The sequence below is a fragment of the Pedobacter xixiisoli genome, from assembly GCF_900215335.1.
Taxonomy (GTDB): domain Bacteria; phylum Bacteroidota; class Bacteroidia; order Sphingobacteriales; family Sphingobacteriaceae; genus Pedobacter; species Pedobacter xixiisoli.
Genome location: NZ_OCMT01000001.1, coordinates 12,508 through 35,784 on the forward strand (window position 1 = coordinate 12,508; position 23,277 = coordinate 35,784).

21 protein-coding genes are annotated in these 23,277 nt (G+C 36.6%); 2 read left to right on the plus strand and 19 right to left on the minus strand.

Features of this window, described 5'->3' with window-relative positions; genetic code table 11:
* Nucleotides 1–4: 4 nt before the first annotated feature.
* The 6 genes from CRO54_RS00050 to CRO54_RS00075 form a co-directional block, all read right to left on the minus strand.
* A complete protein-coding gene (locus CRO54_RS00050; protein WP_097127249.1) occupies nucleotides 5–1,711 on the minus strand; it encodes a porin family protein in 1,707 nt (568 codons plus the stop codon).
* An 11-nt stretch (nucleotides 1,712–1,722) separates the two neighbouring features.
* The gene (locus tag CRO54_RS00055) at nucleotides 1,723–4,740 is read right to left on the minus strand and encodes a tetratricopeptide repeat protein (RefSeq protein WP_097127251.1); all 3,018 of its coding nucleotides are present in this window, start codon (nucleotides 4,738–4,740) and stop codon (nucleotides 1,723–1,725) included.
* Between the two features lie 303 nt (nucleotides 4,741–5,043).
* The gene (locus CRO54_RS00060) at nucleotides 5,044–5,355 is read right to left on the minus strand and encodes a hypothetical protein (RefSeq protein WP_097127253.1); all 312 of its coding nucleotides are present in this window, start codon (nucleotides 5,353–5,355) and stop codon (nucleotides 5,044–5,046) included.
* 3 nt (nucleotides 5,356–5,358) lie between these two features.
* Nucleotides 5,359–6,294: an aspartate carbamoyltransferase catalytic subunit gene (locus CRO54_RS00065; protein ID WP_171047790.1), complete on the minus strand. Its 936-nt coding sequence runs from the start codon at nucleotides 6,292–6,294 to the stop codon at nucleotides 5,359–5,361.
* A 70-nt stretch (nucleotides 6,295–6,364) separates the two neighbouring features.
* Nucleotides 6,365–6,919: a bifunctional pyr operon transcriptional regulator/uracil phosphoribosyltransferase PyrR gene (pyrR, locus tag CRO54_RS00070; RefSeq protein WP_097127257.1), complete on the minus strand. Its 555-nt coding sequence runs from the start codon at nucleotides 6,917–6,919 to the stop codon at nucleotides 6,365–6,367.
* A gap of 470 nt (nucleotides 6,920–7,389) precedes the next feature.
* Nucleotides 7,390–8,214, minus strand: a complete 825-nt coding sequence (locus CRO54_RS00075; RefSeq protein WP_097127259.1) for an aminotransferase class IV — start codon at nucleotides 8,212–8,214, stop codon at nucleotides 7,390–7,392.
* A gap of 145 nt (nucleotides 8,215–8,359) precedes the next feature.
* Between CRO54_RS00075 and CRO54_RS00080 the strand changes: the two genes are divergently transcribed.
* Nucleotides 8,360–8,761 carry a thiol-disulfide oxidoreductase DCC family protein gene (locus CRO54_RS00080; protein WP_097127262.1) on the plus strand — a complete coding sequence of 134 codons (402 nt, stop codon included), beginning with the start codon at nucleotides 8,360–8,362 and terminating at the stop codon, nucleotides 8,759–8,761.
* Between the two features lie 28 nt (nucleotides 8,762–8,789).
* On the opposite strand, the gene CRO54_RS00085 is transcribed toward CRO54_RS00080, so the two are convergent.
* The 8 genes from CRO54_RS00085 to CRO54_RS00120 all read right to left on the minus strand — a co-directional run bounded on the left by CRO54_RS00085 (nucleotide 8,790) and on the right by CRO54_RS00120 (nucleotide 15,937).
* The gene (locus CRO54_RS00085; RefSeq protein WP_097127264.1) at nucleotides 8,790–9,029 is read right to left on the minus strand and encodes a hypothetical protein; all 240 of its coding nucleotides are present in this window, start codon (nucleotides 9,027–9,029) and stop codon (nucleotides 8,790–8,792) included.
* A 9-nt stretch (nucleotides 9,030–9,038) separates the two neighbouring features.
* Complete coding sequence (locus CRO54_RS00090; RefSeq protein WP_097127265.1) at nucleotides 9,039–10,040, minus strand: SPFH domain-containing protein; 1,002 nt, start codon at nucleotides 10,038–10,040, stop codon at nucleotides 9,039–9,041.
* A 1-nt stretch (nucleotide 10,041) separates the two neighbouring features.
* A complete protein-coding gene (locus tag CRO54_RS00095; RefSeq protein WP_097127267.1) occupies nucleotides 10,042–11,394 on the minus strand; it encodes a hypothetical protein in 1,353 nt (450 codons plus the stop codon).
* A gap of 282 nt (nucleotides 11,395–11,676) precedes the next feature.
* On the minus strand, nucleotides 11,677–12,336 hold the full coding sequence (locus CRO54_RS00100) for a class I SAM-dependent methyltransferase (RefSeq protein ID WP_097127269.1): 660 nt from the start codon (nucleotides 12,334–12,336) through the stop codon (nucleotides 11,677–11,679).
* The gene (locus tag CRO54_RS00105) at nucleotides 12,323–12,535 is read right to left on the minus strand and encodes a hypothetical protein (RefSeq protein WP_097127271.1); all 213 of its coding nucleotides are present in this window, start codon (nucleotides 12,533–12,535) and stop codon (nucleotides 12,323–12,325) included. Before CRO54_RS00105 ends, CRO54_RS00100 begins: the two co-directional genes overlap by 14 nt.
* Nucleotides 12,536–12,715: 180 nt before the next feature.
* Nucleotides 12,716–13,735, minus strand: a complete 1,020-nt coding sequence (adhP, locus tag CRO54_RS00110) for an alcohol dehydrogenase AdhP (protein ID WP_244904275.1) — start codon at nucleotides 13,733–13,735, stop codon at nucleotides 12,716–12,718.
* Nucleotides 13,736–13,929: 194 nt separating this feature from the next.
* Nucleotides 13,930–14,325, minus strand: coding sequence for a DUF779 domain-containing protein (locus tag CRO54_RS00115; protein ID WP_240774977.1), 396 nt, complete (start codon nucleotides 14,323–14,325; stop codon nucleotides 13,930–13,932).
* Between the two features lie 106 nt (nucleotides 14,326–14,431).
* On the minus strand, nucleotides 14,432–15,937 hold the full coding sequence (locus CRO54_RS00120; protein ID WP_097127275.1) for an aldehyde dehydrogenase family protein: 1,506 nt from the start codon (nucleotides 15,935–15,937) through the stop codon (nucleotides 14,432–14,434).
* 171 nt (nucleotides 15,938–16,108) lie between these two features.
* On the opposite strand from CRO54_RS00120, the gene CRO54_RS00125 reads away from it, so the two are divergent.
* Entirely contained in the window at nucleotides 16,109–17,032 is a 924-nt protein-coding gene (locus CRO54_RS00125; protein ID WP_097127277.1) for an AraC family transcriptional regulator, read from the plus strand.
* A gap of 154 nt (nucleotides 17,033–17,186) precedes the next feature.
* On the opposite strand, the gene CRO54_RS00130 is transcribed toward CRO54_RS00125, so the two are convergent.
* From CRO54_RS00130 to rpsA, 5 genes are all read right to left on the minus strand, one after another.
* A complete protein-coding gene (locus tag CRO54_RS00130; protein WP_097127280.1) occupies nucleotides 17,187–17,798 on the minus strand; it encodes a hypothetical protein in 612 nt (203 codons plus the stop codon).
* Nucleotide 17,799: 1 nt separating this feature from the next.
* Entirely contained in the window at nucleotides 17,800–18,276 is a 477-nt protein-coding gene (locus CRO54_RS00135) for an RNA polymerase sigma factor (protein WP_097127281.1), read from the minus strand.
* Nucleotides 18,276–18,473: a hypothetical protein gene (locus CRO54_RS00140; RefSeq protein ID WP_097127283.1), complete on the minus strand. Its 198-nt coding sequence runs from the start codon at nucleotides 18,471–18,473 to the stop codon at nucleotides 18,276–18,278. The genes CRO54_RS00135 and CRO54_RS00140 overlap by 1 nt, the downstream gene beginning before the upstream one ends.
* Before the next feature lie 424 nt (nucleotides 18,474–18,897).
* A complete protein-coding gene (locus CRO54_RS00145; RefSeq protein ID WP_097127285.1) occupies nucleotides 18,898–20,589 on the minus strand; it encodes a beta-N-acetylhexosaminidase in 1,692 nt (563 codons plus the stop codon).
* A gap of 377 nt (nucleotides 20,590–20,966) precedes the next feature.
* Nucleotides 20,967–22,898, minus strand: coding sequence for a 30S ribosomal protein S1 (gene rpsA / locus CRO54_RS00150; protein WP_097127288.1), 1,932 nt, complete (start codon nucleotides 22,896–22,898; stop codon nucleotides 20,967–20,969).
* Between the last annotated feature and the right edge of the window lie 379 nt (nucleotides 22,899–23,277).

Below are 23,277 nucleotides of genomic sequence, written 5' to 3' on the forward strand. Positions count from 1 at the left end.
CCTTTTAAAACGAATAGGTTAAGCCGCCAAAGATATTAAATCCATTTAAACGGTAATATAAAAATCTGCTGTAATTAGTGCTTAATATGTTATTTGCTTTTACAAAAGCCGAAAATTTATTGTTGATTTTGTAATTACCACCTACACCTAAATCTACAAAGCCTTTCACATTTGTTATCGTTTCATTAGCAAAATCTGGTACTGGCGGATAAGTTCCATCTGGATTTAAAGGATTAGCCGTGAAAACTTTGGCTTTACTTTCTCCATGGATAACCACAGCAGCGTCAAAAGTAAATTTCTTATCTACTACGAATGAAAAGTTTGATGAAACGCGTAATTGAGGTTTGAAATAACTTTCTTTTTCAGCACCGGCTTTGTAATCTTCCATATTCAATTTACCAGTCCATTTAAGATTGTCGCTCACTTGAACCGATAACTCTCCCTCCAAACCTAATATTTTGGTTTTGTCGAAATCGTAAATCACATCAAATTTGTTGAATGAATCAAAGTTGTTCACGAACAAAGGCATATCAGTAATTTGTCTGCTATAGATACGAGCTTTATAACCAAAACCTGGACCACCTGTTCCTTTGATACCTGCACTAAAACTTAATTTCTCTACACTGTTTTTAATGAAGATATTCTGGTTTAAGAATGGATTTTCATCCGTTAAATCTTTTAAAGTATTACGATTTACATCTCCTTTTAATTCTCCAAATACTTGTAAGAAATCTGGAATTAGCGTGAAATCTGCAGTTACGGCAGGGAAAATTCTAGTAGCAGATTTAGTGCCGAACTCTTGCGTAATGTTTGCACCTGCAATAATTTTTACACCACCCGCTTGTAATTTGATATAAGGATTTACACGTAAAAGGTTGTTGGAAACATCGGTGTTTAGATCTTTGGTTTTTCCCAATTCGGCAGATGCTGCCAAACCTAAATTAAAACTGCTGATGCGTTTATTCAGGTAACCATTTAAAGTAAATGAGGTTTCTTTAGCGCTAAACCTATCATTAAACATATAGCCATTTACTTTTGCTGCATAGCTAAATGCATCTGGATCTGGTGTGAATTTGCTAATTGCTTCCCCTTCTAATTCAAAGAAATTAAATGCTTGTTTCTCTGGATCTGGGTTTAAAGTTGGTCTTGCTTCATCAATTCCGTAGAAGTATAAGCCGTGTCTTTGATAATTTAGCTTCCCATTTAAGGTAGTATTTTCGTCAATGCTACGTACAAAAGCACTTAACTGCTGACGGTTTTCGTCTTGCTTGTTCAGTTTTCCAGATTGGCCAAAATGTCTGAAGAAAACACCTGTTTGCAAAGCAGGATCTTGTCCCATACCTACATAAGCTTCTGCAAGGAAAGTTCCCAAATTACCTAAACCACCTTTTACATAGTTATTAAATAATTGTGCTTGGCGTTCATCAGCTACTTTTTGAGCTTGTAGTTTTTGGATATCTGTATTTAGCTCCAATTTCCTATCCGTTAATAGGTAGTTGAATTTAGCTCTGTAAGTTTTTACGTTATCCAAATCCGGACTTCTTCTCAACTTCACAGCTTCGGCTAAAACAGGTTTGTAAGGTCTTATGATTTCAATTTCTTCACTAACGGTTTTTTCAGTCTTTTCAGGAGGTTTTACTTCTTGCGCATGCAAACTAGCAGCTCCGAAAATTAAGGCAAGCGTTAAATATGTTGTTTTATTAAATCTCATTGTGTGTTTTTCTAGTTGATTTTAGCCAATTTTTCTTTTGCAGTCGGTACAATATCATCTTTACCTTCGTAGTTGTCGATGATACTTAACAAGGTGCTTTTTGCTTGCATTTTATCTTTTAAAGCCAAATAATTATCAGCTAAAAGGATGAAAGATTTAGCCACCCAATAATCGTAAGACGGCATATTGTTGATTAAATCAAAGCAAGTTTTTTGAGAAGTTTTGTAATCGCCTTTGGCATATTGTAAAAAGGCTAAATTGTATTTTGCTTCTGCAGCTGCTAAAGTTTTTGTTTTAGCTACCACATTGTTAAAGGCTTTTACTGCCGAAGTAGTATCTGCTTTTAACAAGAAAGCTTTACCTGCGTATAAATCAGAACTGTTTTTTTCTTCTTCAGATGCTTTATCAGAAGTTTTAATCATTTCCGCATATCTCAACATATCATCAGGCATGTTTAGTTCATTGTATGCCTTAATTAAACTGTTGATCGCGTAGCTGTGATGCGCTTTATAATCTGCTGTTGTTTCTAGCCTTTTTAAGTAAACAATGGCTTCATTATATTTCTTTTCCTGCATCAACACTTTAGAAACACTCATTAAAGAGCGTTCAGTATAGTCGCTAGTCCAATCATTTAATATATAGTCGTAGTCAGCAATAGCTTCGTCTGAACGACCTAACTTCACTAAGGATTCTGCTCTAATAAATTTGGCTTCTTTATCGTGAATTGGTTTCGGGAATTTATCTAAGTAAGCGTTGATAGCCTCGTAAGCTCCTTTGGCATCGCCACGTAGATAGATATTGTTAGCAGATTGGAACATGATACCATCTTGCTCACTCAATGAGTAATTCCCTAGTGGCGTAGTTGCAGCGTAAGAAATGAAACCTTGAGCATCACCACGGTCTACGTAAATGTTTTTGATAGACTCTAAAGCCTGCTTCGCATCTGGGGCACTTGGATAATCTCTAATCACTTTCTTGAATGATTCTAGTGCCATATCATCTTGGTCTTGATTGTATTGTACCAAACCGATAGTCAATAAAGCTTTCGGAATATAACTACTTCTAGGATATTTAGCCACTAAACCCACTAAATCTGTTTTAGATTTGTCTAATTCTCCTTTGTTGAAGTACGTGTAAGCTGTTTCAAAACCAGCATCATCCGAGTAATTAGAATTAGGGAACTGTTGAAGCAGACTTTGCATGGTCGCAATTTTTGCATCATCTTGTTTCTGCAAACCTTGAATCATACCACGTTGAAAAAGGGCATAATCTTCTCCCGTTTGTTTGCTAGAGATGATACGGTTGTAGTAAGTTAAAGCATCGCCGTAGTTTTTATTCACGAAATACGAATCTGCCAAACGTATGGTTGCGTCGTTTGCTGTTTTGGCATCTTTGTCTGCACCTCTTAAAAAGCGCTCGAAATAATTGGCGGCTTTAGAATATTTTTCATCCTCAAAGGCAGCGTAGCCTAAAGCATAGTTAGCAAAATTGTAAACGTCGGTTTTCTTCGCATCTTCCATCGCTAAGAATTTCTCGAAAGTACTTACAGCTTCGCCATATTTGCGCAATTCGTAAGCTGCTTCAGCTTTCCAGTACGTGCTAAGTGCGTAAATTTCGCCATCTTCTTTAAAGTTTTCAGAACGAAGAAACATGGAAAGTGCATTCGGGAAAGCTCTTTCATTATAGAATTCCAATCCACGGAAGTAAGTAACCTTTTGATAAGCCGCCTTAGCTTCTGGAGTTTTATTAGGGATAGGTTCTAAAATATCGATAGCCGCTTGATAGTTCTTGCTGGTCAATAAAATCTCACCTAACAAGGTTTTAGCTTCGTTAATCTTTTTAGAAGAAGGGAATGTTTTAAGGAAACTTTGTGTAGATTCTAAAGCCTGTTGGTTAAACTCCAACTCATAACTCAATTTCGCATAATTAATCCAAGCTTCTTCTTGTAAATTTTTATCAAACTCTAAGCGAGACGACCTGAAAAAAGCATTTCTTGCCTTTTCTTTGGCATTTAATTTTAAAGCTGCCTTACCTAAAGTAAACATACCATTTTGCAGGTATACATCGTCGGTATTTAGCTTTTCTAATATCGTAACAGATTCTTTGTACTTGCCATTTTGAAATAAAGCGTAGCCATATTGATAAACAAAAAGGTTGTTTTTAACCTGATTTTTATCTTTTTCGTAGTAGGCCGCAAAGTATTTTTCTGCGTTTTTAAATTCAGATTTTGCGAAATAAGAAGCAGCAACCAAACTCAACATTTCTGCTTCATATTTTTGCTTGGTTTTCTCCATTACTGGCAGCGCATAGTCAATCACATCATCGTAACGCTCATCCAAATAATACATCGATGTGATGTAATACGGATAGCTAGCTTCATACGTAGGCGAACCTTTCAATTTCTCAAAATTAGCTAGAGCCGTTTTGTATTCCTTGTTCAGGTAATTGATGTAGGCAAAGTAATAAGTTGCACTTTCTTGAAAAGGCGATTCTTCTTTCTTTACTGCCTCAAATAAAGGCTCTGCTTTTTCAATGTTATTTCCTTCAAAATAAGCATAGCCTTGTTTAAATTGATACTCTAAACGTTGTTTGCCCGACAGCGAACTTGGGTCGGCTTGGTTAAACCATTCTAATGCTTTCTCATAATTTTTCTGTCCGAAATAAGCCTTTCCCATGTAGAAGTAAGCCAATTTTGTATTCGGATTTAACGGATATTCTCTGATGAACTCTTGAAATAGTGTTTCGGCATCATCGTTACCTAACTCAATGGCACAAACAGCAGCGTAGAATTTTGCATTTTCTTTAATGGTAGAAAGTTCGGCATTGCTTAGTTGCTGTGTACTAGGTTTGTTCCTAAATTGCTCAACCATTTTAAATTGTTGCGCAGCAGCTACATATTTCTCATTTTGAAGCAGCTCTAAACCACTTTGGTAGTTTTGGTTCAGCTTTACCAAAGGACTAATTTGTGCGTAGCCAAATCCGTATCCGCTGGCGATAAATAGGGGAACCAATAAATATCTTTTCTTCATTTGTGTATTCTCTTTAAGTAGCTTTTACAGCATCCTTCATTAAAATCCCTGCTCAATACCTAATGCTGTGCATTGGTTTTAAGTTGGGTTGGTACTAAAATAGAATTAATGCAATTAGCTATCAACATAAGAAATTAACATCTGTTGATAACAGACATTTAACGAAATGGATATGAGCTTGGTATGGGCTAATAAAATTTTTAAAAATCTGATGCCTGCTGCATTGTAAAACAGCATTTGATCAAAGAATAGTATTTAAATGCACTAAAGCATTGGATAGTAAGTGACAGCAAATTGTTTAGTCTATTGCAATTTATTGGTGTTTTTTCGAAGGATGCTCCAGTATCTTCCCTCATTATAGTTCCAATTGGTAAAACCAGAACCAAGAATGATCACTACACCAAGTAGAAGCATATTGATAAGAAAAGTGAACAAATGGGTAAAAGAAAAAAAGGCGTATTCGGTGTCGCCGATAATGAAGTAATTAACGAAATCGATTAGCAGTGCAACAGGCAAAACAATAGTGATAAAAGTTTGATAGCTATGCTTTCTCCAGCTCCACTTTTTCCGCTTTTCAGCCCAATAGTCTACAAATTGTTTTTCCTGTGGGGTCATTAATTATTTATCGTTCTGGCTTGCCAAAAGATAAAGCACAGCCATTCTTACCGCTACTCCGTTTTCTACCTGATTTAATATAATCGACTGCTTACTATCAGCTACATCACTGGTAATCTCCACCCCACGATTGATAGGTCCTGGGTGCATTACCACAATTTCTTTATCCAAACTGTCTAGTATCTGCTTATTCAAACCGTACATCATTGAGTATTCTCTACCAGTAGGGAAGTACTTGATATCCATACGCTCTAATTGGATACGCAACATGTTTGCCACATCGCACCAATTTAAAGCTTTCATTAAATCATGCTCTACTTTAACGCCAAGCGCAGCAATATGTTTTGGAATTAAGGTAGTAGGGCCGCAAACCATTACTTCTGCGCCTAGTTTTTGCAAGCAAAGAATGTTAGAGATAGCCACACGAGAGTGCAAAATATCACCTACAATTACCACTTTTTTACCAGCTACATCACCTAATTTCTCACGAATCGAGAAAGCATCTAGCAAAGCTTGGGTTGGGTGTTCGTGTGCGCCATCGCCGGCGTTCACAATTTGTGCATTAATATGACGGCTTAAAAACTGACCCGCACCAGCATAAGGATGACGCATGACCACCATATCAACTTTCATCGCTAAAATGTTGTTTACGGTATCAATTAATGTTTCGCCTTTACTTACCGATGAGGAAGAAGCAGCAAAGTTTACTACATCTGCAGAAAGCCTTTTTTCTGCCAATTCAAATGATAGCTTAGTACGGGTTGAGTTCTCAAAAAAGATGTTCGCAATGGTAATATCTCTTAAAGAAGGCACCTTTTTTATCGGGCGGTTAATCACTTCTTTAAAATTATCAGCAGTTTCGAAAATCAATTCAATATCATTCAGGTTAATGTCTTTAATGCCTAAAAGATGTCGTGTTGATAATTTGTCTGCTGCCATTTTTATTGCTGGTTATCTGTTTGTTATATTGTTTTTCAGTTGTCAGATAGAGCTTACTATATTAAAATTATCATTTTAACATAGACGGTTCTGATAATAAAATTACTTTGTCTTCACCTTCGTTTTCTTTCCAGCTCACTTTTACCTTTTGCGAATCTACAGAGTCTACTTGTAGGCCAACGTAGTTAGCTTCAATAGGTAAGTGTCTAGAAAACCTACGGTCAATTAAGGCCATCAGTTCTACGCTTTCTGGTCTGCCGTAAGCTAAAAGTGCATCCATTGCCGCACGTATGGTCCGTCCGGTCCAAAGCACGTCATCAATTAAAATAACTTGCTTGCCTTCAATAATAAAATCAATGGTATTGCTGCTGGCGGTAACCAAACCATCTTTACGTCTAAAATCATCCCTAAAAAAAGTAATGTCTAAATGACCTTTTTTAATGGTGTCGGTTTTCAAAATTTCCGATAATTCTTGATGGACCCTATCGGCAAAAAAAGTTCCTCTTGGCTGTATGCCAATTAAAACAGTATTATTAAAATCGATATGGTTCTCAATTAGCTGATGACAAAGTCGCTTAATTGTGATTTGAAGTTTTTGGCCGCTGAGTAGAGTTCTCTTTTGCATTGCACTTGGATTGCACAAATATAGGTAAATGTTTTAAGGTTGAAAAGTTGAAAAGTTGGAAAGTTTGAATGTTGCTATGAATGGCTAATTGTTTAAGCGGTTAATCGGTTAACTGTCAATAGAAACCGTGAACCAAAAAAACTTTCACTATTTCGTTAAATTTTTTTTGGAAAATCAGTAGACTACTAAAGTTAGCGTTAGCCCCGCTTTTCACTTCAAGTCCGCACTTTCCGCCAACTGGCGGATTGTTTGCGGGCTTTACGTTACAATCTGGTTTATAAAACTTTAACCTGTGTTATAATTTAAAAAACCCTCTCTGCCTTTTAGGCATCTCTCCCTAAAAGGCAGAGAATAGCGAAGAGCCTATCTATGCAATGTTTTTGCATCTTGTTCTCCTCTCCTTTATAAGGAGAGGGTAGGGAGAGGTTTTTACAGTTCTACGGTTTTTTATTTTACATACTCATCGAAAACTAATGATTACTAATCATTTCCAGAAGTTTTTCACTTAATGCGGAAGTGATTTTTCCAGGTTTCCCGTCGCCAATTGGTTTCCCATCTAAACTTAACACGGGCAAAACATTCTTGGTAGAACTGGTCACAAATGCTTCATCAGCTTCAATCAAATTTTTTAAATAGAGATTTCGTTCCTTAATGGTAATTCCATTTAGTTTGATACCTAATATTTTACTTCGAGTTATTCCTCTTAAAACTGCTGTGCTTGGTGTAATTACTTCATTGTCCTTCACTATAAAAATATTAGCTCTGGGACATTCCCTTATCTTCCCATTGTTATGGTATAATAAATCATCCGATTCCTTTAAACTTAATAAAGACTGTAATCGTATGGCCTGTAAATAATCTATTGTTTTTATTGCAGGAAATTGCCTTTGGTAATTATGAGAAACTAAATTTAACCCTTTGTAAAAACTTGCTTGGTCGTATTCAAAAGGTGACTGGATAATTGCTAAATTGGGTTTGGCAATTTGATAACCATCCTCAGAATATCCACCGGTAAGAATAAGTTTTATACTTGAGTTAGGAATATTGTTTTTAGCCAGCAAAGAATTAACAGCAGCGTGTAATTCTTTTCTTTCTAAATCTATTTCCAGATTCATTTCGTTTGCAGAGTTATAAAATCGATCAAAATAGTCCTCAATAAAAATGGGTTTGCCCTTAATTATTTTTAGAAAATCGAAGATGCCGTATCCTCGCTGTATGGCTAGGTCGGTTACTGAGAGCTTGGCTTCATCTTCTGAAACCAATTGGCCGTTAAGATAGATGTATTTGTGATTCATTTTTAGAGTAGTTGTTTACAACCATTGAGAGTGTTATGAAAGTGATTTAGGTCCGTTTTTACATAAAATTAGCGGTATAACAAAAATGGATTGAACTAGTTTGCGAAATCTGAAAAATGTTTAAGTTTAGCTAAATTGCAAATCAATGAATACAGATGTAGTAATTTTTTTTGACGGGGTTTGCAACTTATGCAATGGCGCTGTACAATTTGTTATTAAACGTGATAAACAAAACTATTTTAAATTTGCCGCATTACAAAGTGATTTTGCTTATAAAACTTTGAAAAAATTCACCTTGCAGGTAAAACAAGGTAATAGTTTTGTGCTTCTAGAAAATGGTAAAGTATACGAACAGTCTACAGCAGCATTAAAAGTAGCCCGTAAATTGGGAGGACTTTGGCCTATCTTGTACATATTTATCGTCATTCCGCCATTTTTGAGAAATGCTATCTATAGGTTTATCGCTCGTAATCGCTACAAATGGTTCGGTAAACAAGAGAGCTGCTGGGTACCAACTCCAGCATTAAGAAGTAGATTTTTAGATTAACTTTTAACTAAAAATCTACCAATTGTAGTTACAGCTTTGGATGCGCATTGTTACCAACTTGCTTGTTATACTTGCTGCCATCATTTTTTAAAAAAGCACCATACACTAAAATTAACACAACAATTAATGCCCCAAGCAAAAGCAAAGTATAACCACTTTTTAAAATACTGTCTAAGCTTACAATATTAATGCCCCATACTTTTAAGATAAGAATGCCTATAAATGCTATACTTAAAAGTAGTATGAGCATACCAATGACTTTTTTCATAACCGTGATTTAAAATTTATCTAACCATTCTTTTTTCTTGCTATCAAATTCTTCTTGGGTAATAATACCCTCTGTTAGCAATAATTTAAGTTGTTTAAGTTTCGTAACTACATCCGTGTCTGTCGAATTCAGTTGCTCTTCTTTAGCATCATTAAAAGTTTTTCCTAGCTCCATACCCACGCCAAGTTGTAAACCAGCACCTGCAAGACCTCCCTCATTACGAGCAGCGTCTCTCAATGCTTTCAGTTTTTCTAGTTCTACGTAGGTTAAACCACCTTCTTTAGCTGCAAAAGTGTCTGTAGTAATGTCTGCAATTTTCTCAATTCGTGCCTTAGTGCCTTCATCAAATATGGTTCCGTTAACCTTAAAATCTGTCAATACCAAACCTAAATTTTCAGCTTCTGTATTTAAACTTTCTTTGATATTTACTGCAAGATTTGGAAGTTGCGAATCTATTTCCTGATAAGAAATTAAGCTTTTTGCCAAGATGGAAGAAATAGCCTGTGGAAATCGACTTTGCAACAATTGCTTAGCTTCTTCTACAGTGTAACTGTCTCTGGAACCAATGATGTTTTCGAATAAAAATAATGGATTGCCTGCCTTAAATGAAAAACTTCCGTTTGCTCCAAGTTCAACTGGGATTTTGTAAACAGGATCCATGTATTTGATAGCCTGTGATGTTCCCCAACCTAGATTTACATTTTCTGAAGTTCTGTAAAAATAGATTTTAAGCTTATGCTCACTTTCGAAATTGGTTCGCAATTTTAAAAGTGTGGTAATAAACGGATGATTGTCTGATTCGATATCATAAATTCCGTTCTCGGTGATGTGATCAGCTATCTTACCCTCGTATACCAATATTACGCCTTGTCCAGGCGCTACAATCAGTTTACTTGAATTTTTAATTTCGTCGTTAGCCGATGGGAATTTATAAACCAATAGGGCCGCATTTTGGTTGTTCCACTCAATTACCTGAGATAATTGTTTTCTAAAAAAATTACCTAATCCCATATTAATCTAATTTATAGTTGCTAGTAATGTTTCCTTTGTTGTCTATTACGATGAGCTGATTTCTGTCATTTACTCCCGTAAAACCATCTTTATATCTAATTAAAGATTCTACATTTGCTCCATCTGGCAGAGCGGCAGTCCATTCTACAGAACCGTTATCTTTATTTATTTTTTGCAATTTAAAGGGACTTTTGGTGTTGGCATCAGCCCTAAATTGGATGACTAAGTTTTCGCCTTCTCCAATAAGCACCGAAGGAGCAAAGTAAAGCCTGTCGGGAGTGATATCTCTCCAATTCACAATTCTACCACGATCTTTTTCCCATCTTCCTACCAATACTTTTCGGTAAGGGTCTCTATCTGTAAAAATTCCAGAACCTCCATAATCTTTACTCCATCTCAAACGGTCGGTAATATCTTTTGGACCTGGACCATTGTCTTTATAGGTAAGTTGAATCAACTGCAGTTTTTCATCAGGATAATCTGAACTTTCCGAAGTGAAGAAATAGATCGTTTTATCCTTGGCATTTGGTAAAAGTGTGTCGAAACCATTGTTGGCTTTGTAATATTCTTTTTCGGTGTACAACTTTTGGATAAGCGGGTAGTAGTATCTTTTTTTGCCATCATTGGTTAAAATCACCAAACCATCGCCATTATCGCTGTAGACAAATTCCATAGTAGCCACGCCAATTTGTAGCTCATTGTTGGCTTCGAAGAACTTTTTGCCTACATCTTCCGTTTTCAAATTTTCTGTATCTAATTTTAATAAAGAGGCTTTATCTTTTACCATGTAGATGTTGCCGTCAGAAAATAGCTTGAATTTAAAATCTGAAGAGGATAATGATTTGTCACTTACTTTTTCTGCTTTTACTAGTTCCTTTTTAACTGGATTATAAAATGCTAAGTAAGTACCATCCTGTTGTTGGTTGGTGTTTGATTTATATCGTCTATTTTCTAGAATAAGAATAATTGGTTGCCCCGAACTTTGCAAAAATGAGATGTTAGAATATCTGTTGGTATAGTATCCTTGGTCTTCTTCGGGTTTTGTAGCAGTGCTGTAAGCCGAGTAATTATTGTTACTGCTTTTACTACTGAAAATAGAACTCAGAAAAGTAATTGCCATAATAAACAAAAACACAGAGGCGATAACAATACCTATAACTTTTAACGCTTTTGGGTTGGTATTATTAAAGGGATGATGGTGATTATAGTTGTGGTTATAATTGATATTTACATCATTGTCATCTAGAAAATATTCTGTTTGACAACTAGTGCATTTATAAAAATCAGGTTTTAACTCTATTTTATTTACGCTGCCACAATTAGGACATTTGATAACTTTTATCTCTTTTGCCATTTAGTATCCAAAAAAATCGATGAATAGAAAGGTTAATTCTACTGGTTTGTTCGCCGTTAGGTTTCAATGATTACAAACTTCATGCTAAATTTACCAAATAGAGCACATTTGTTTTCATTATAGGAGAACAACTTTATAAGCGTAGTGTTTTTTCTAGAATTCGTATGGCTACATAAAAAATGCGCTTGAATACAAATCGGTATCAAGCATCAGATAGTGAATTTAAATAGACGGTTTTGCACTAAATAATCGCCAGTTTGTGGATTGGCGAAATAAAACTGGTTATTTTTCTAACAACGCGACGTAAAAAAGTCTTTCAACTTCGTCTCCGGCCTTGCTCTTGATTTTTTCTGTGGCAGAAGAAATTTCTTTGATTTTGAAACCAGCAAATTCAGCCAGGGAATGAATTCTTTCTTTGCTATACAAATCAAAACCGTAGGCAGTAAATGGTAGGCTTTCCATAAAGTCTTTATCCGCAAAGCTGATGGCTAGTAAACCGCCTGGTCTTAAAACTCGGTAAATTTCTTTGATAAAGTCTTCTGGGTTTTCCCAAAAATAAATAGTGTTAACCGTTAATATTTTATGGAAGGTATTAACGGAAAACGGGATTTTTTGTCCATCATATAAATGAAAAGATGCTTTATTGGCTTGTGTAGCCATGCTGTTAACTTCAGCAGCTTCTTTTTGCATCAGCGCTGATATTTCTAGCCCATAATAGGAAGTATGGTTTGCTTTTTCTAAGATTTCTGTTAGGTGTTTGCAATTACCGTGACCAAGTTCTAAAATCAAGTCACCATCAGTAATTTGAAGTGCAGCTATTGCAGCTCTTGTCATCCTAATATTACTCTCATGCATGTTATTTGCTACTTCGAGGCCTATCGTATCTTTTGGACAGCTTAACTGAGAGGCTAGTTGTTCTAAAAAATCCTTATCGTTGTTCATGGTTATCTGCTTTAGGTTTGGGGCGCCATAGCAACAAGCTAATAATAACCAAAGGTATGGTGATACTTAAGCTCGCTAATATCAGTTGGCTTCGTTTTGCAACAATATCTGCATCGGTAGTAGTAAAAATAACGACAGTTTCTTTTATAGCCCACAATGTGGCTATGGTAACCAATACAGCTATGATTTTACGCAGCATATTTAATTATAAATTGATGCTCAAATATTGGCTTTTTCTACTGATTTTGGTAATAAAAGTTAAAAGAGGATGTTAACATGAGAAATTACTGCTTATTAAGGTTTAGCCACAAATGCACAGATAATCAAGTGAGAAATGCTAGAAGGATATTCATTTATCTATGCATCCGTGGCTTATGAATTACTGTTCTGCTATTTGCAGCACAATTCTACCATCTATTTCGCCTTTTTTCATTTGCTCAAAAACATCATTTACGTCTTCTAGCTTAGCGGCGGTAACATTTGATTTAACTTTGCCATCAACGGCAAACTCAATAGCTTCAATCATATCTTTACGTGTACCTACTATAGAACCTCTTATGGTAGTTCCATTGAGTACAGTATCGAAAATAGAAAGGTCGAAAGTGCCAGGAGGCAGACCATTTAAAACCATAGTGCCTTTTCTGCGCATGGTTTGTAAACCTTGTTTAAAGGCAATTGGCGAAACCGCAGTAATTAAGGAGCCATGTACTCCACCGGTTTCTTTTTTAATAACTGTTGCTGGGTCTTCATTTTTGGCATTCACAATTACATCGGCACCTAATCTTTTGGCTAAAGCTAATTTATCATCAGCAATATCAATAGCGGCTACGTTCATTCCCATCGCTTTAGCGTATTGTACGGCTACATGGCCTAAACCGCCAATACCAGAAATGGCTACCCATTCGCCAGGTTTAACTTCGGTTTGCTTTAAGCCTTTATAAACGGTAACACCTGCACAAAGTATCGGTGCCATTTGTAAGAAATCGGTGTTTACAGGAAGTTTTCCAACATATCTAGCATCAGCAATTACATATTCGGCAAAACCTCCATCTACGCTGTAGCCACCGTTTTGTTGAGTTTCACAAAGTGTTTCCCAACCAGTAATGCAATGGTCGCAGCAACCACAAGCGCTGTATAACCAAGGCACACCAACAGCATCACCTTCTTTTACGTTATTTACATCGGGACCAACGGCAACTACATAACCTACACCTTCGTGTCCTGGAATTAATGGCATTTTTGGTTTAACTGGCCAGTCGCCTTCTACAGCATGTAAATCTGTATGGCATACACCGCTAGCAATAACTTTTACTAAAATTTGATTTTTGCCAGGTCTTTTTACCTCAACTTCTTCGATTTGCAACGGCTTTCCGAATTCGCGGACAACGGCTGCTTTCATGGTGTTTGGAAGCATAATAAATTAATTTAGTGAACGGATGATTGTTTATCTTAAAAATAAGTAAATGCGATAGGGAAGGCTGTGACGATGGTCAGGTTAAAATAGGATATCGGCCACAACTGTTAGCTTTAAACGAAGAAAGCCAGCAAGCCGACCGGCTCACTGGCAAATCAAACCAAAATATAAACTAAGAATTATTTTGCGGTTGTTACGGGCTCCAAGTTATTCAGTTCCTCTTCGGTAAATAACTTATAATGTATTTTGAAGGTCTTGCCGAGAGGTGTCTCCAAAGAAAAACCACCTACACCAAAGCCATCTAATACATCGAGTGTAAAATGGGAGTATTTCCAGTATTCGAATAGGTCTTTGTCTACCCAAAATTCACAATCCTCCACGGTTCCAATACATACATCGTGCATCCGGACGTAAAAACCTCCTTTTTGGAAGCACTGTGGTTGGGTGCCTTCGCAGCAGCCGCCCGCTTGGTAGAACATCAATTCGCCGTGTTGGGCTTTTAGCTCTTTAATTAGCTCTTTTGCTGTTTCAGTACTATCTAATCGTTTAACCATTTTTCCTACTTTTTTAACCATTTCGTCATTCCCGATTTAATCGGGAATCTTAATGCGTATAATTTTGAGATTCAAGCCTATCCCGAATAATCGGGACAAGCTGCGGGAATGACGGCAATATGTTCGACTAAAAGAAGCCTAATTTGTTTTTATCGTAAGAGATTAACATGTTTTTTGTTTGGCGATAGTGACCCAACATCATTTTATGATTTTCTCTACCCACACCAGATTGTTTGTACCCACCAAATGGAGCACCTGCTGGATAAGCGTGGTATTGGTTTACCCAAACACGACCAGCTTGGATAGCTCTTGGCACTTGGTAAAGTTCGTGAGCGTCACGTGTCCAAACACCGGCACCTAAGCCATATAAGGTATCATTGGCAATTTCAATGGCTTCCTCTACCGTTTTAAAAGTAGTTACGGCTAGTACTGGACCAAAAATCTCCTCTTGGAAAATACGCATCTTATTGTGGCCTTTAAAGATGGTTGGTTTGATGTAGTAACCGCCGCCTAATTCGCCTGGTAGTTCGTTAATATCGCCACCGGCCAAAACTTCTGCACCTTCTTGTTTACCTAGTTCGATATACGATTTGATTTTCTCGAACTGAATTTTTGAAGCTTGCGCACCCATCATTACCGTTTTGTCTAAGGGGCTACCAACTTTAATGGCGTTGGTTCTTTCAATCACTTTAGCGATGAATTTTTCATAGATATCTTCTTGTACCAATAATCTTGAAGGACAAGTACAAATTTCGCCTTGATTTAACGCAAATAGTACCGCACCTTCAATCGCCTTGTCTAAGAAAGCATCGTCTTCATCCATTACAGAATTGAAGAATACGTTTGGAGATTTGCCACCCAGCTCTAAAGTTACTGGAATGATGTTTTCTGTAGCGTACTGCATTACCAAACGACCAGTAGGTGTAGAACCTGTAAACGCCGCTTTATTCACTTTCGGGTTGGTTACCAAATGACGGCCCAATTCTGCTCCAAATCCATTCACTACATTAACAACTCCTGGAGGCAACAAATCGCCAATCAGTTCCATTAATACAATGATAGATGTTGGGGTGCTTTCTGCAGGTTTCAATACCACAGTGTTTCCGGCAGCTAGGGCAGGAGCTAGTTTCCAAATCCCCATCAATAAAGGGAAGTTCCAAGGAATAATTTGTGCGACTACGCCAATTGGCTCATGCACAATCAGTGAAACTGTATGTTCATCTAACTCTGTATGCGAACCTTCTTCTGCACGAATTACCGAAGCAAAATATCTGAAGTGGTCAACACCGAGAGGTAAATCTGCGGCTAAAGTTTCTCTAATTGCTTTACCATTATCAATGGTTTCTACAGTAGCTAAATATTCTAGATTATCTTCAATACGTTGTGCAATTTTATTAAGGATAATGCTTCGCTCTGTAGCAGATGTTTTGCCCCAAGTTTTGAAAGCTTCTGCTGCTGCGTTAACTGCTAATTCTAAGTCTTCTGGACTGGAATGTGCCGCCTTTGTAAATACTTTGCCATCGATCGGAGAAATATTATCGAAGTATTTTCCGTTAACTGGCGCTACAAACTGACCGTTGATATAATTGTTGTAATGAGATTTGAATTCTGGTTTTTTTACAATTTGTTCCATGATTTTAAAATTTGGTTATTACAAACCTAGTATTCATTCGTCGCGAAGGATAGTATAATTGTTTCAATTGATAGCATTATCGTTTCATGGAATGTAATAGATTTGAAATAATTCTATCTTTACTTAACAAATAAAAGGAGTAATCCGTTATCTAACCAAAGCATAAAAATGATGAACCACAAACTTGATTTGGTAAAACTGAGCAGCGAATCGCAATTACAAACATTGGTAGAAAATAGGACCTCGTATACCTTGGAACGCTGCGAATTGAATGTGTTTGAAACTTACACGCAGTCTTACAAAGTGCCTTTAACTTTCGATGATTTTGTGATTACGAGCATGCTACGTGGTAAAAAAGTAATGCATTTGAATGAGAAAAAGGAGTTTGAATATTTGCCAGGGGAAACGGTAATTGTTCCTCCGTCAGAGACGATGAGAATTGATTTTCCAGAGGCGACTGATTTAAATCCAACGCAGTGTATTGCCTTGGCTATTGATAACGGACAGATTAAGCAGACCATCAAATATTTGAATGAGTATTTCCCGAAGGAGAGTAGCGATGAAGAGTGGAAATTGAATTACGATGAATATCATTTCTATAACAACGAGGAGATAGCATACTTAATTAATAAAGTGATTAAAGTTTGTTCTGACACTTCTAGGGAAAAAGATGTGTTGGCAGATTTGACTTTGAAAGAGTTGTTAGTGAGGATTATGCAAACCCAAAATTTAACACTTTTACAGGGTGAATCACTCAATAACAATCCCTTAGCCTATGTAATTGGTTACATCAAATCTAATTTGAATGAGAAAATCAGCATTGAAAGTTTAAGTAATAAAGCTTGTATGAGTAAAGCTACATTTTATCGTTTGTTCAAGAGAGAATTAGGCGTTAGCCCGAATGATTTTATCTTGGCTGAAAAGATGAAAAAAGCGAAGGAAATGCTGCTCAAGCCAGGTATTAAAATAGCTGCCATTAGTTACGAATTGGGCTTTAGTGATGCTAACTATTTCATCAGAGCTTTCAAAAAGATTGTAGGGATGACACCTGGTGCTTTCCAGTCGCAGGGTATGATGCCAAGGTTGGTGATGTAGGTTGTAAATACTGATGCTTCCTTTGTGGCAGTAACTTTGTGATTTGCGTCATACCCAACTCGATTGGGTATCGTAATGCTTTAGGAAATTAAATAAACTTTTTCGCTTTACGATTCCCGCCTACGCGGGAATGACGGACTATTAAGACATGTGTCTATGTGGTTACATCATCAGAAAATTCACTAATCTTCACTTTCAAGTTCTCTATTTGCCTCTTAAAGATGCTGCGGTTCATCAAATTTCCCAGTACAATAACTAAAATGCCCAGCGGGATTAACAAGCCTAAGTGCAGATAAATATTTGGGAGTTCAAATACATTTGCAAAACTTTGATGTACTGTTAACTTGTAGCACAAAAACCCAATGGGTCCAGTTAAAGGAGCTGTAATGTAGCCCCAAATATTTTCTATCGCTAGAATTTTTGTAATAGCACTTAGATTGTTATCTAGCACCTCTTTTGTACTACAAGTGTAATCTACCACTGTTTTGATTTTCTGAAACTCTCTAGCACCAAACCATCTGGATACCTCATATAATGCAAAAACGCCAATTAATAATATTTTCAAATCTCTATCCGAAAATAAAGCGATAGCTAAAATTGGTAAATCGATTATTCTTACCCAACGTAACTTCCATTTTAACTTAAATATTAAATCTTGCAGCAAGTCTTTCGACTGCCCATCTAACTTGAATTTTGAAATCAGTTCGTTTTGCGGTGCTGTCAATATTTCTGCCGACATATTTTTCCACTCTTGTTGTAAATCCATTTTATTTTCTGTTTAAAATAGTAGTGAGTTGTTGTTTAATTCGGTGTAGTTTAACAGTGGCATTGCCCTTAGATAGTCCTATAATTTCGCTAATTTCTGCATTATCGAAACCGTCTAAATGTAGCATGATGATACTCCTGTCAACCTCCGCTAGTTGTTTAATTGCTCGATAGAGGAAGTCTGCTCGTTCAGATAATTCTTGTGGCTCAAAGGCAATTTCTTGTATACTATTTTGCTTCAACTGCGTTGCTTTCTTGCTTTTATTTAGGAAGGTAAGGGCAACGTTTAAGCTGATTCTGTACAGCCAAGTAGAGAACTTGGAGTTACCTTCAAATCTAGCGTATGCACTCCAACTTTGTAGTACAATTTCTTGGTACAAATCTTTCCTGTCTTCCAAATCATCGGCATATAGATTTACCACTTTGAGGATGATACCTTTGTGCTCGTCAATTTTTTGCAGATAGGATTTTTCGGTCATTACTTTCTATCCTTTAAAAGTTGCTTGGTTTTGAATTCGTGATATAGACGTACCGCTACAATGATAAAAGAAATAGTTGCGATTGCCAACATCGGATATTTCAATAATGGCGGTATTTCTGTAGTGGAGAGAATAATGATAAGAAAAGCTGTAATAGCTATGCTACCTTTAGGCCTGTTTTTTTCTGTATTGCTCATTTTAAAACTGTTTAATTTGTACAGTTAGTAAGCAATGACCTTAAAAAATTACAGGAAAGAAATATTTTTTAAAAAAGGGTTAGCCACAAGGCATAGGTATATTTTTAAACTGAGAAGGGGACAATTTAACCCTCTCTGCCCGTTGGGCATCTCTCCCTGGTAGGGAGAGAGATTGCAACTCTCCTAATTCTCTCCCTTTGGGAGAGATGGCGTAGCCAGAGAGGGGTAACGTTTTGATTAGGTAGAATATGAAATGATTAGCTAAAGATTATCATTATATCTGTGACATAATAATAATTCGTATTATCGGCTGGTGTCTCACCCGCCGATGTTTGATGTTTCGGTCAGTGAGACACCGACCGAAAGCAAGCGAAAATGCACAGATTTTATCGTAAATATTTGTGCATCTGTGGCCAATTATAAGTTATGGATTTGGGTTCAAATACCTCTTGCTATAAGTAATGCCCATTAAATCGTAGCGTTTAAATTGTGCTTTTAATCTGTTCAAAAAATCTGGGTAATTCTTTTGCTCTTTTTTCGACCATTGAATTTCGCTTAATGCATCCATCCTAGGAAAAATCATATACTCAACTTTTGCTAGGTTACCGATATATTCTGACCATAAATTACCTTGTGCACCCCAAATGTATTTAGCTTGTTCGGCATTCAATTCTGCTGGTACAGGTTCGTAATTATAAACTGTTTCTAAAGGAAGAAATTTATTGGCAGCCAAGCTGTCGTCGTTCATAAATTGCTTATGGTTTAAGTATAATTTTTCTTCTGGCGACATGATTACCCTTTGCTTCAACTTTGCTGCGGCAATTCCTCCTTTTTCGCCACGCCAGCTCATGACGATGGCGTTAGGAGCTAAACCACCGTCTAAAATCTCGTCCCAGCCAATAATGGTTTTGCCTTTGCTGTTTACAAATTTCTCAATGCGATGAATGAAATAACTTTGTAAAGCACTTTCGTCTTTGAGATTATTGGCTTTCATCATTTGTTGGGTCTCTGCAGATTTTCTCCACCAAATTTTGGAAGCTTCATCGCCACCGATGTGAATGTATTTCGAAGGGAACAGAGCCATGACTTCTGTAAGTACATCTTCCAAAAAGCCGAATGTTTTCTCTGTTGGGGCAAAAACATTATTGTATTTGTTCATCATTCCCCAAGTTTCGGCTACTTTATAACCACTTTTTGGGTCGGTACCAAACTCTGGATACGCTGCTAAAGCGGCCATGCTATGTGCAGGCATCTCAATCTCTGGAATTATAGTAATGTACCTGTCTGCTGCATATTTAATCACATCCCTGACTTCATCTTGTGTGTAAAATCCACCATGACGAACTCCGTCTGTTTTGATAACTGCATTAGCTGGTGTAATCTTCACATCATTAGGTAGCACCTGATATTTGATATTTTCGTTACCTTTCCCTGGCCACAAACCTACAATGCTACCGTTACGCCAAGCACCAACTTCTGTTAGTTTCGGGTATTTTTTGATTTCTATTCTCCAGCCATGGTCATCAGTTAAATGCCAATGGAAGTAATTCATTTTATGGAGTGCTAGATAATCAATGTATTTTTTAACAGTTGCTACATCAAAAAAATGTCGGCTCACATCTAAGTGCATTCCACGGTAATCGAAGCGAGGATAATCGTTAATGGTAACCGCAGGTACTTTTAATTTATTGCTTTTTTCGGTTGGTAGCAGTTGGATCAAAGTTTGTATCCCGTTGAAAATTAATTCAGCATTGTGAGAGGTGACGTTTATTGAACCTTTGAAACTCCGTAAGTTATACGTCGAATAATAATCAAAAGGAGGTTCTCCCATAGAAGGTTTTGTCAAATGCAATACAATTCTACTTTTATCATTAGTATCTAGCTTTGTTTTAACTTGAAGTGCTAAACCATAATTGGCCTTAAGGTAGTTTATTAAAAATGATACCGAGCGATTTAATACTGAATCGGGACTATAAATTACAGTTTCATTAGTTAATATAAATGCATCATCTTGCTTTCCTATATGTAGCTCAACTGGTTTCGGTATAATATTCACTTGCGCTACGGACAATAATGAAGCACCAAATAGCAAACTGGTTAATACAAATTTCTTCATATTCAAAAATAACATTTATTTACAAACTAAATTTATAATTTGAATGTTTTTGAGTTTTTATGCTGTTTTTTGCAGTTATTTCCTTTATTGCAAAACTTCGTAAGTTTTATAAGTCAAGATATACTTCCGTTGTTAATTAAACCTGATAGAGCGGATTAGCCCGAAGGTGAAGTGTAACGAAGCTTAGGACTATGAGCGAAAGCAGGGCAGAAGCGAGCGAAGTGTTACTAAAGTTGATTTTCTAATGACGATCTAAATATGCTGCTTCTTGTAAAGATTTCTCCGCAAGGTCGAAATGACGATGGTGCCAACAATAAAAAAAAATCCCGATAACTTTCGCTATCGGGATTTAATGTATTTATGGAATACTTAGAGAATTAACCTTTGTTTTTTTTCTCTTCGCCTTCCATTTGTGATTTCAATTGAGCTAACACATCAAGATCTCCTAATGTTGATTTCTCTACTGAATCTTTCACTTTTTTAACAGCTGAGCTAGCCGCTTTCGCGTCTTTTTTCTTAGTAGCTCTTTCTTCTGCAACTACTTCAGCTTTAGCTTCTTCCCAAATACGAGCGTGAGAAACAACGATACGTTTAGCATCTTTGTTAAACTCGATGATTTTGAAATCAGCAACTTCTTCAGCTTTCAATACAGAACCGTCTTCTTTAGCCATGTGTTTTGTTGGTACAAAACCTTCAACTCCATATGGTAATGCAATTACAGCACCTTTATCAGTTACTTTAATTACTGTACCTTGGTGAATTGAATCTAAAGTGAAGATAGTTTCGAAAGTATCCCAAGGGTTTTCTTCCAGTTGTTTGTGACCTAGAGATAATTTGCGGTTATCAACATCAAGTTCTAACACAACAACATCTAAAGTATCGCCAACTTTGGTGAACTCATTAGGATGGTTGATTTTTTTGCTCCAAGAAAGGTCAGAAATGTGGATTAATCCATCAATTCCTTCTTCAATCTCTACAAACACACCAAAGTTAGTCATGTTTTTAACCACAGCTTGGTGTTTGCTTCCAACTGGATATTTCTCAGCAACGCCACCCCAAGGATCTTGAGTTAATTGTTTGATACCCAAGCTCATTTTGCGCTCGTCTCTGTCTAAAGTTAAAACTTCAGCTTCGATTTCGTCACTTACTTTTAAGAACTCTTGTGGAGAACGTAAGTTTTGTGACCAGCTCATTTCTGAAACGTGGATTAAACCTTCAACACCAGGGATGATTTCTAAGAAAGCACCGTAATCTGCAACAGTTACGATTTTACCTTTTACTTTAGAACCAACTTGGATAGCTGTATCTAAATTCTCCCAAGGGTGAGCAGTTAATTGTTTTAAGCCTAATGCGATACGTTTTTTCTCATCATCAAAATCTAAAACAACAACGTTGATTTTTTGATCTAAAGCTAATACTTCTTTTGGATGCTCTATACGGCCCCAAGAAATATCAGTGATGTGTAATAAACCGTCTACGCCACCAAGATCGATGAATACACCGAAATCAGTGATATTTTTAACAGTACCTTCAAGTACTTGTCCTTTTTCTAATTTAGAAACGATTTCAACTTTTTGTGACTCTAAATCGTCCTCGATCAATACTTTGTGTGATACAACAACGTTTTTGAACTCATGGTTAATTTTAACCACTTTGAATTCCATTGTTTTACCAACATAAACATCGTAATCACGGATTGGTTTAATGTCGATTTGAGATCCTGGCAAGAACGCCTCAACACCCATAATGTCAACAATAAGACCACCTTTAGTACGGCTTTTAACGAAACCGTTGATGATAGTGTCATTGTCAAGCGCAGCGTTGATAGTTTCCCAAGAACGTTGAGTTTTAGCTCTCTTACGAGATAAAATTAACTGGCCATTTGCATCTTCAGGTGCTTCTACAAACACGTCAACTGAATCGCCAATTTTCAATTCAGGAAGATCACGGAACTCAGAAGCAGATACTAAACCGTCAGATTTGAAACCTACGTTTAATACTACGTCTTTGTTGTTGATTGATACTACTGTACCAGAAATGATCTCACCTTGAGTGATTTGATTGAAAGTATCAGTATACATTGCTTCAAACTTTTTACGGTCTTCGTCATTGTAGTTACCAAAAACTTTGTCGTCTGCATCCCAGTCAAAATCTGCTGAAGGGGTTGCTAATTGTGATTTGATCTGCTCGATCGATACTGAATCAGCTTCTGATTCAATAGTTTCCTTTTGGTTCAAACGGGCGTCTGCACCTTGTAGTTCGGCTGTTTTAGCCTCTAGTTCTTTTTCTGCAACTTGTTTTTTTGCCATTAATTAATTATCTCCTTTTTTCCCTATTTAGGGACGGCAAAGGTAAGCATAATTTTAAAAAACCAAAACTATTTTTAAATAAATGTTGCTGATATTTAATGAATTAAATTTTGGTTTGGAGGTTTTTAGTTATACCTATTGTCATCCTGAGCGCAGCGAAGGATCTCTTCCAAAATTCGCACTGCCTTGTTTCAATTTAAAGACAGATTTTTTTGGAAAAGTTTATCAGTGCAGCATGGCAAATACAGTCCCGCTATTCGCTGCAATCTTTTTGTGGTCTCCCTTTCCGTCATTTCGAACGCAGAGAGAAATCTGTTACACTTGTGCTAGTAACTAGGAGATTTCTCAGTCGTACCTCCTTCGAAATGACGCAACACAA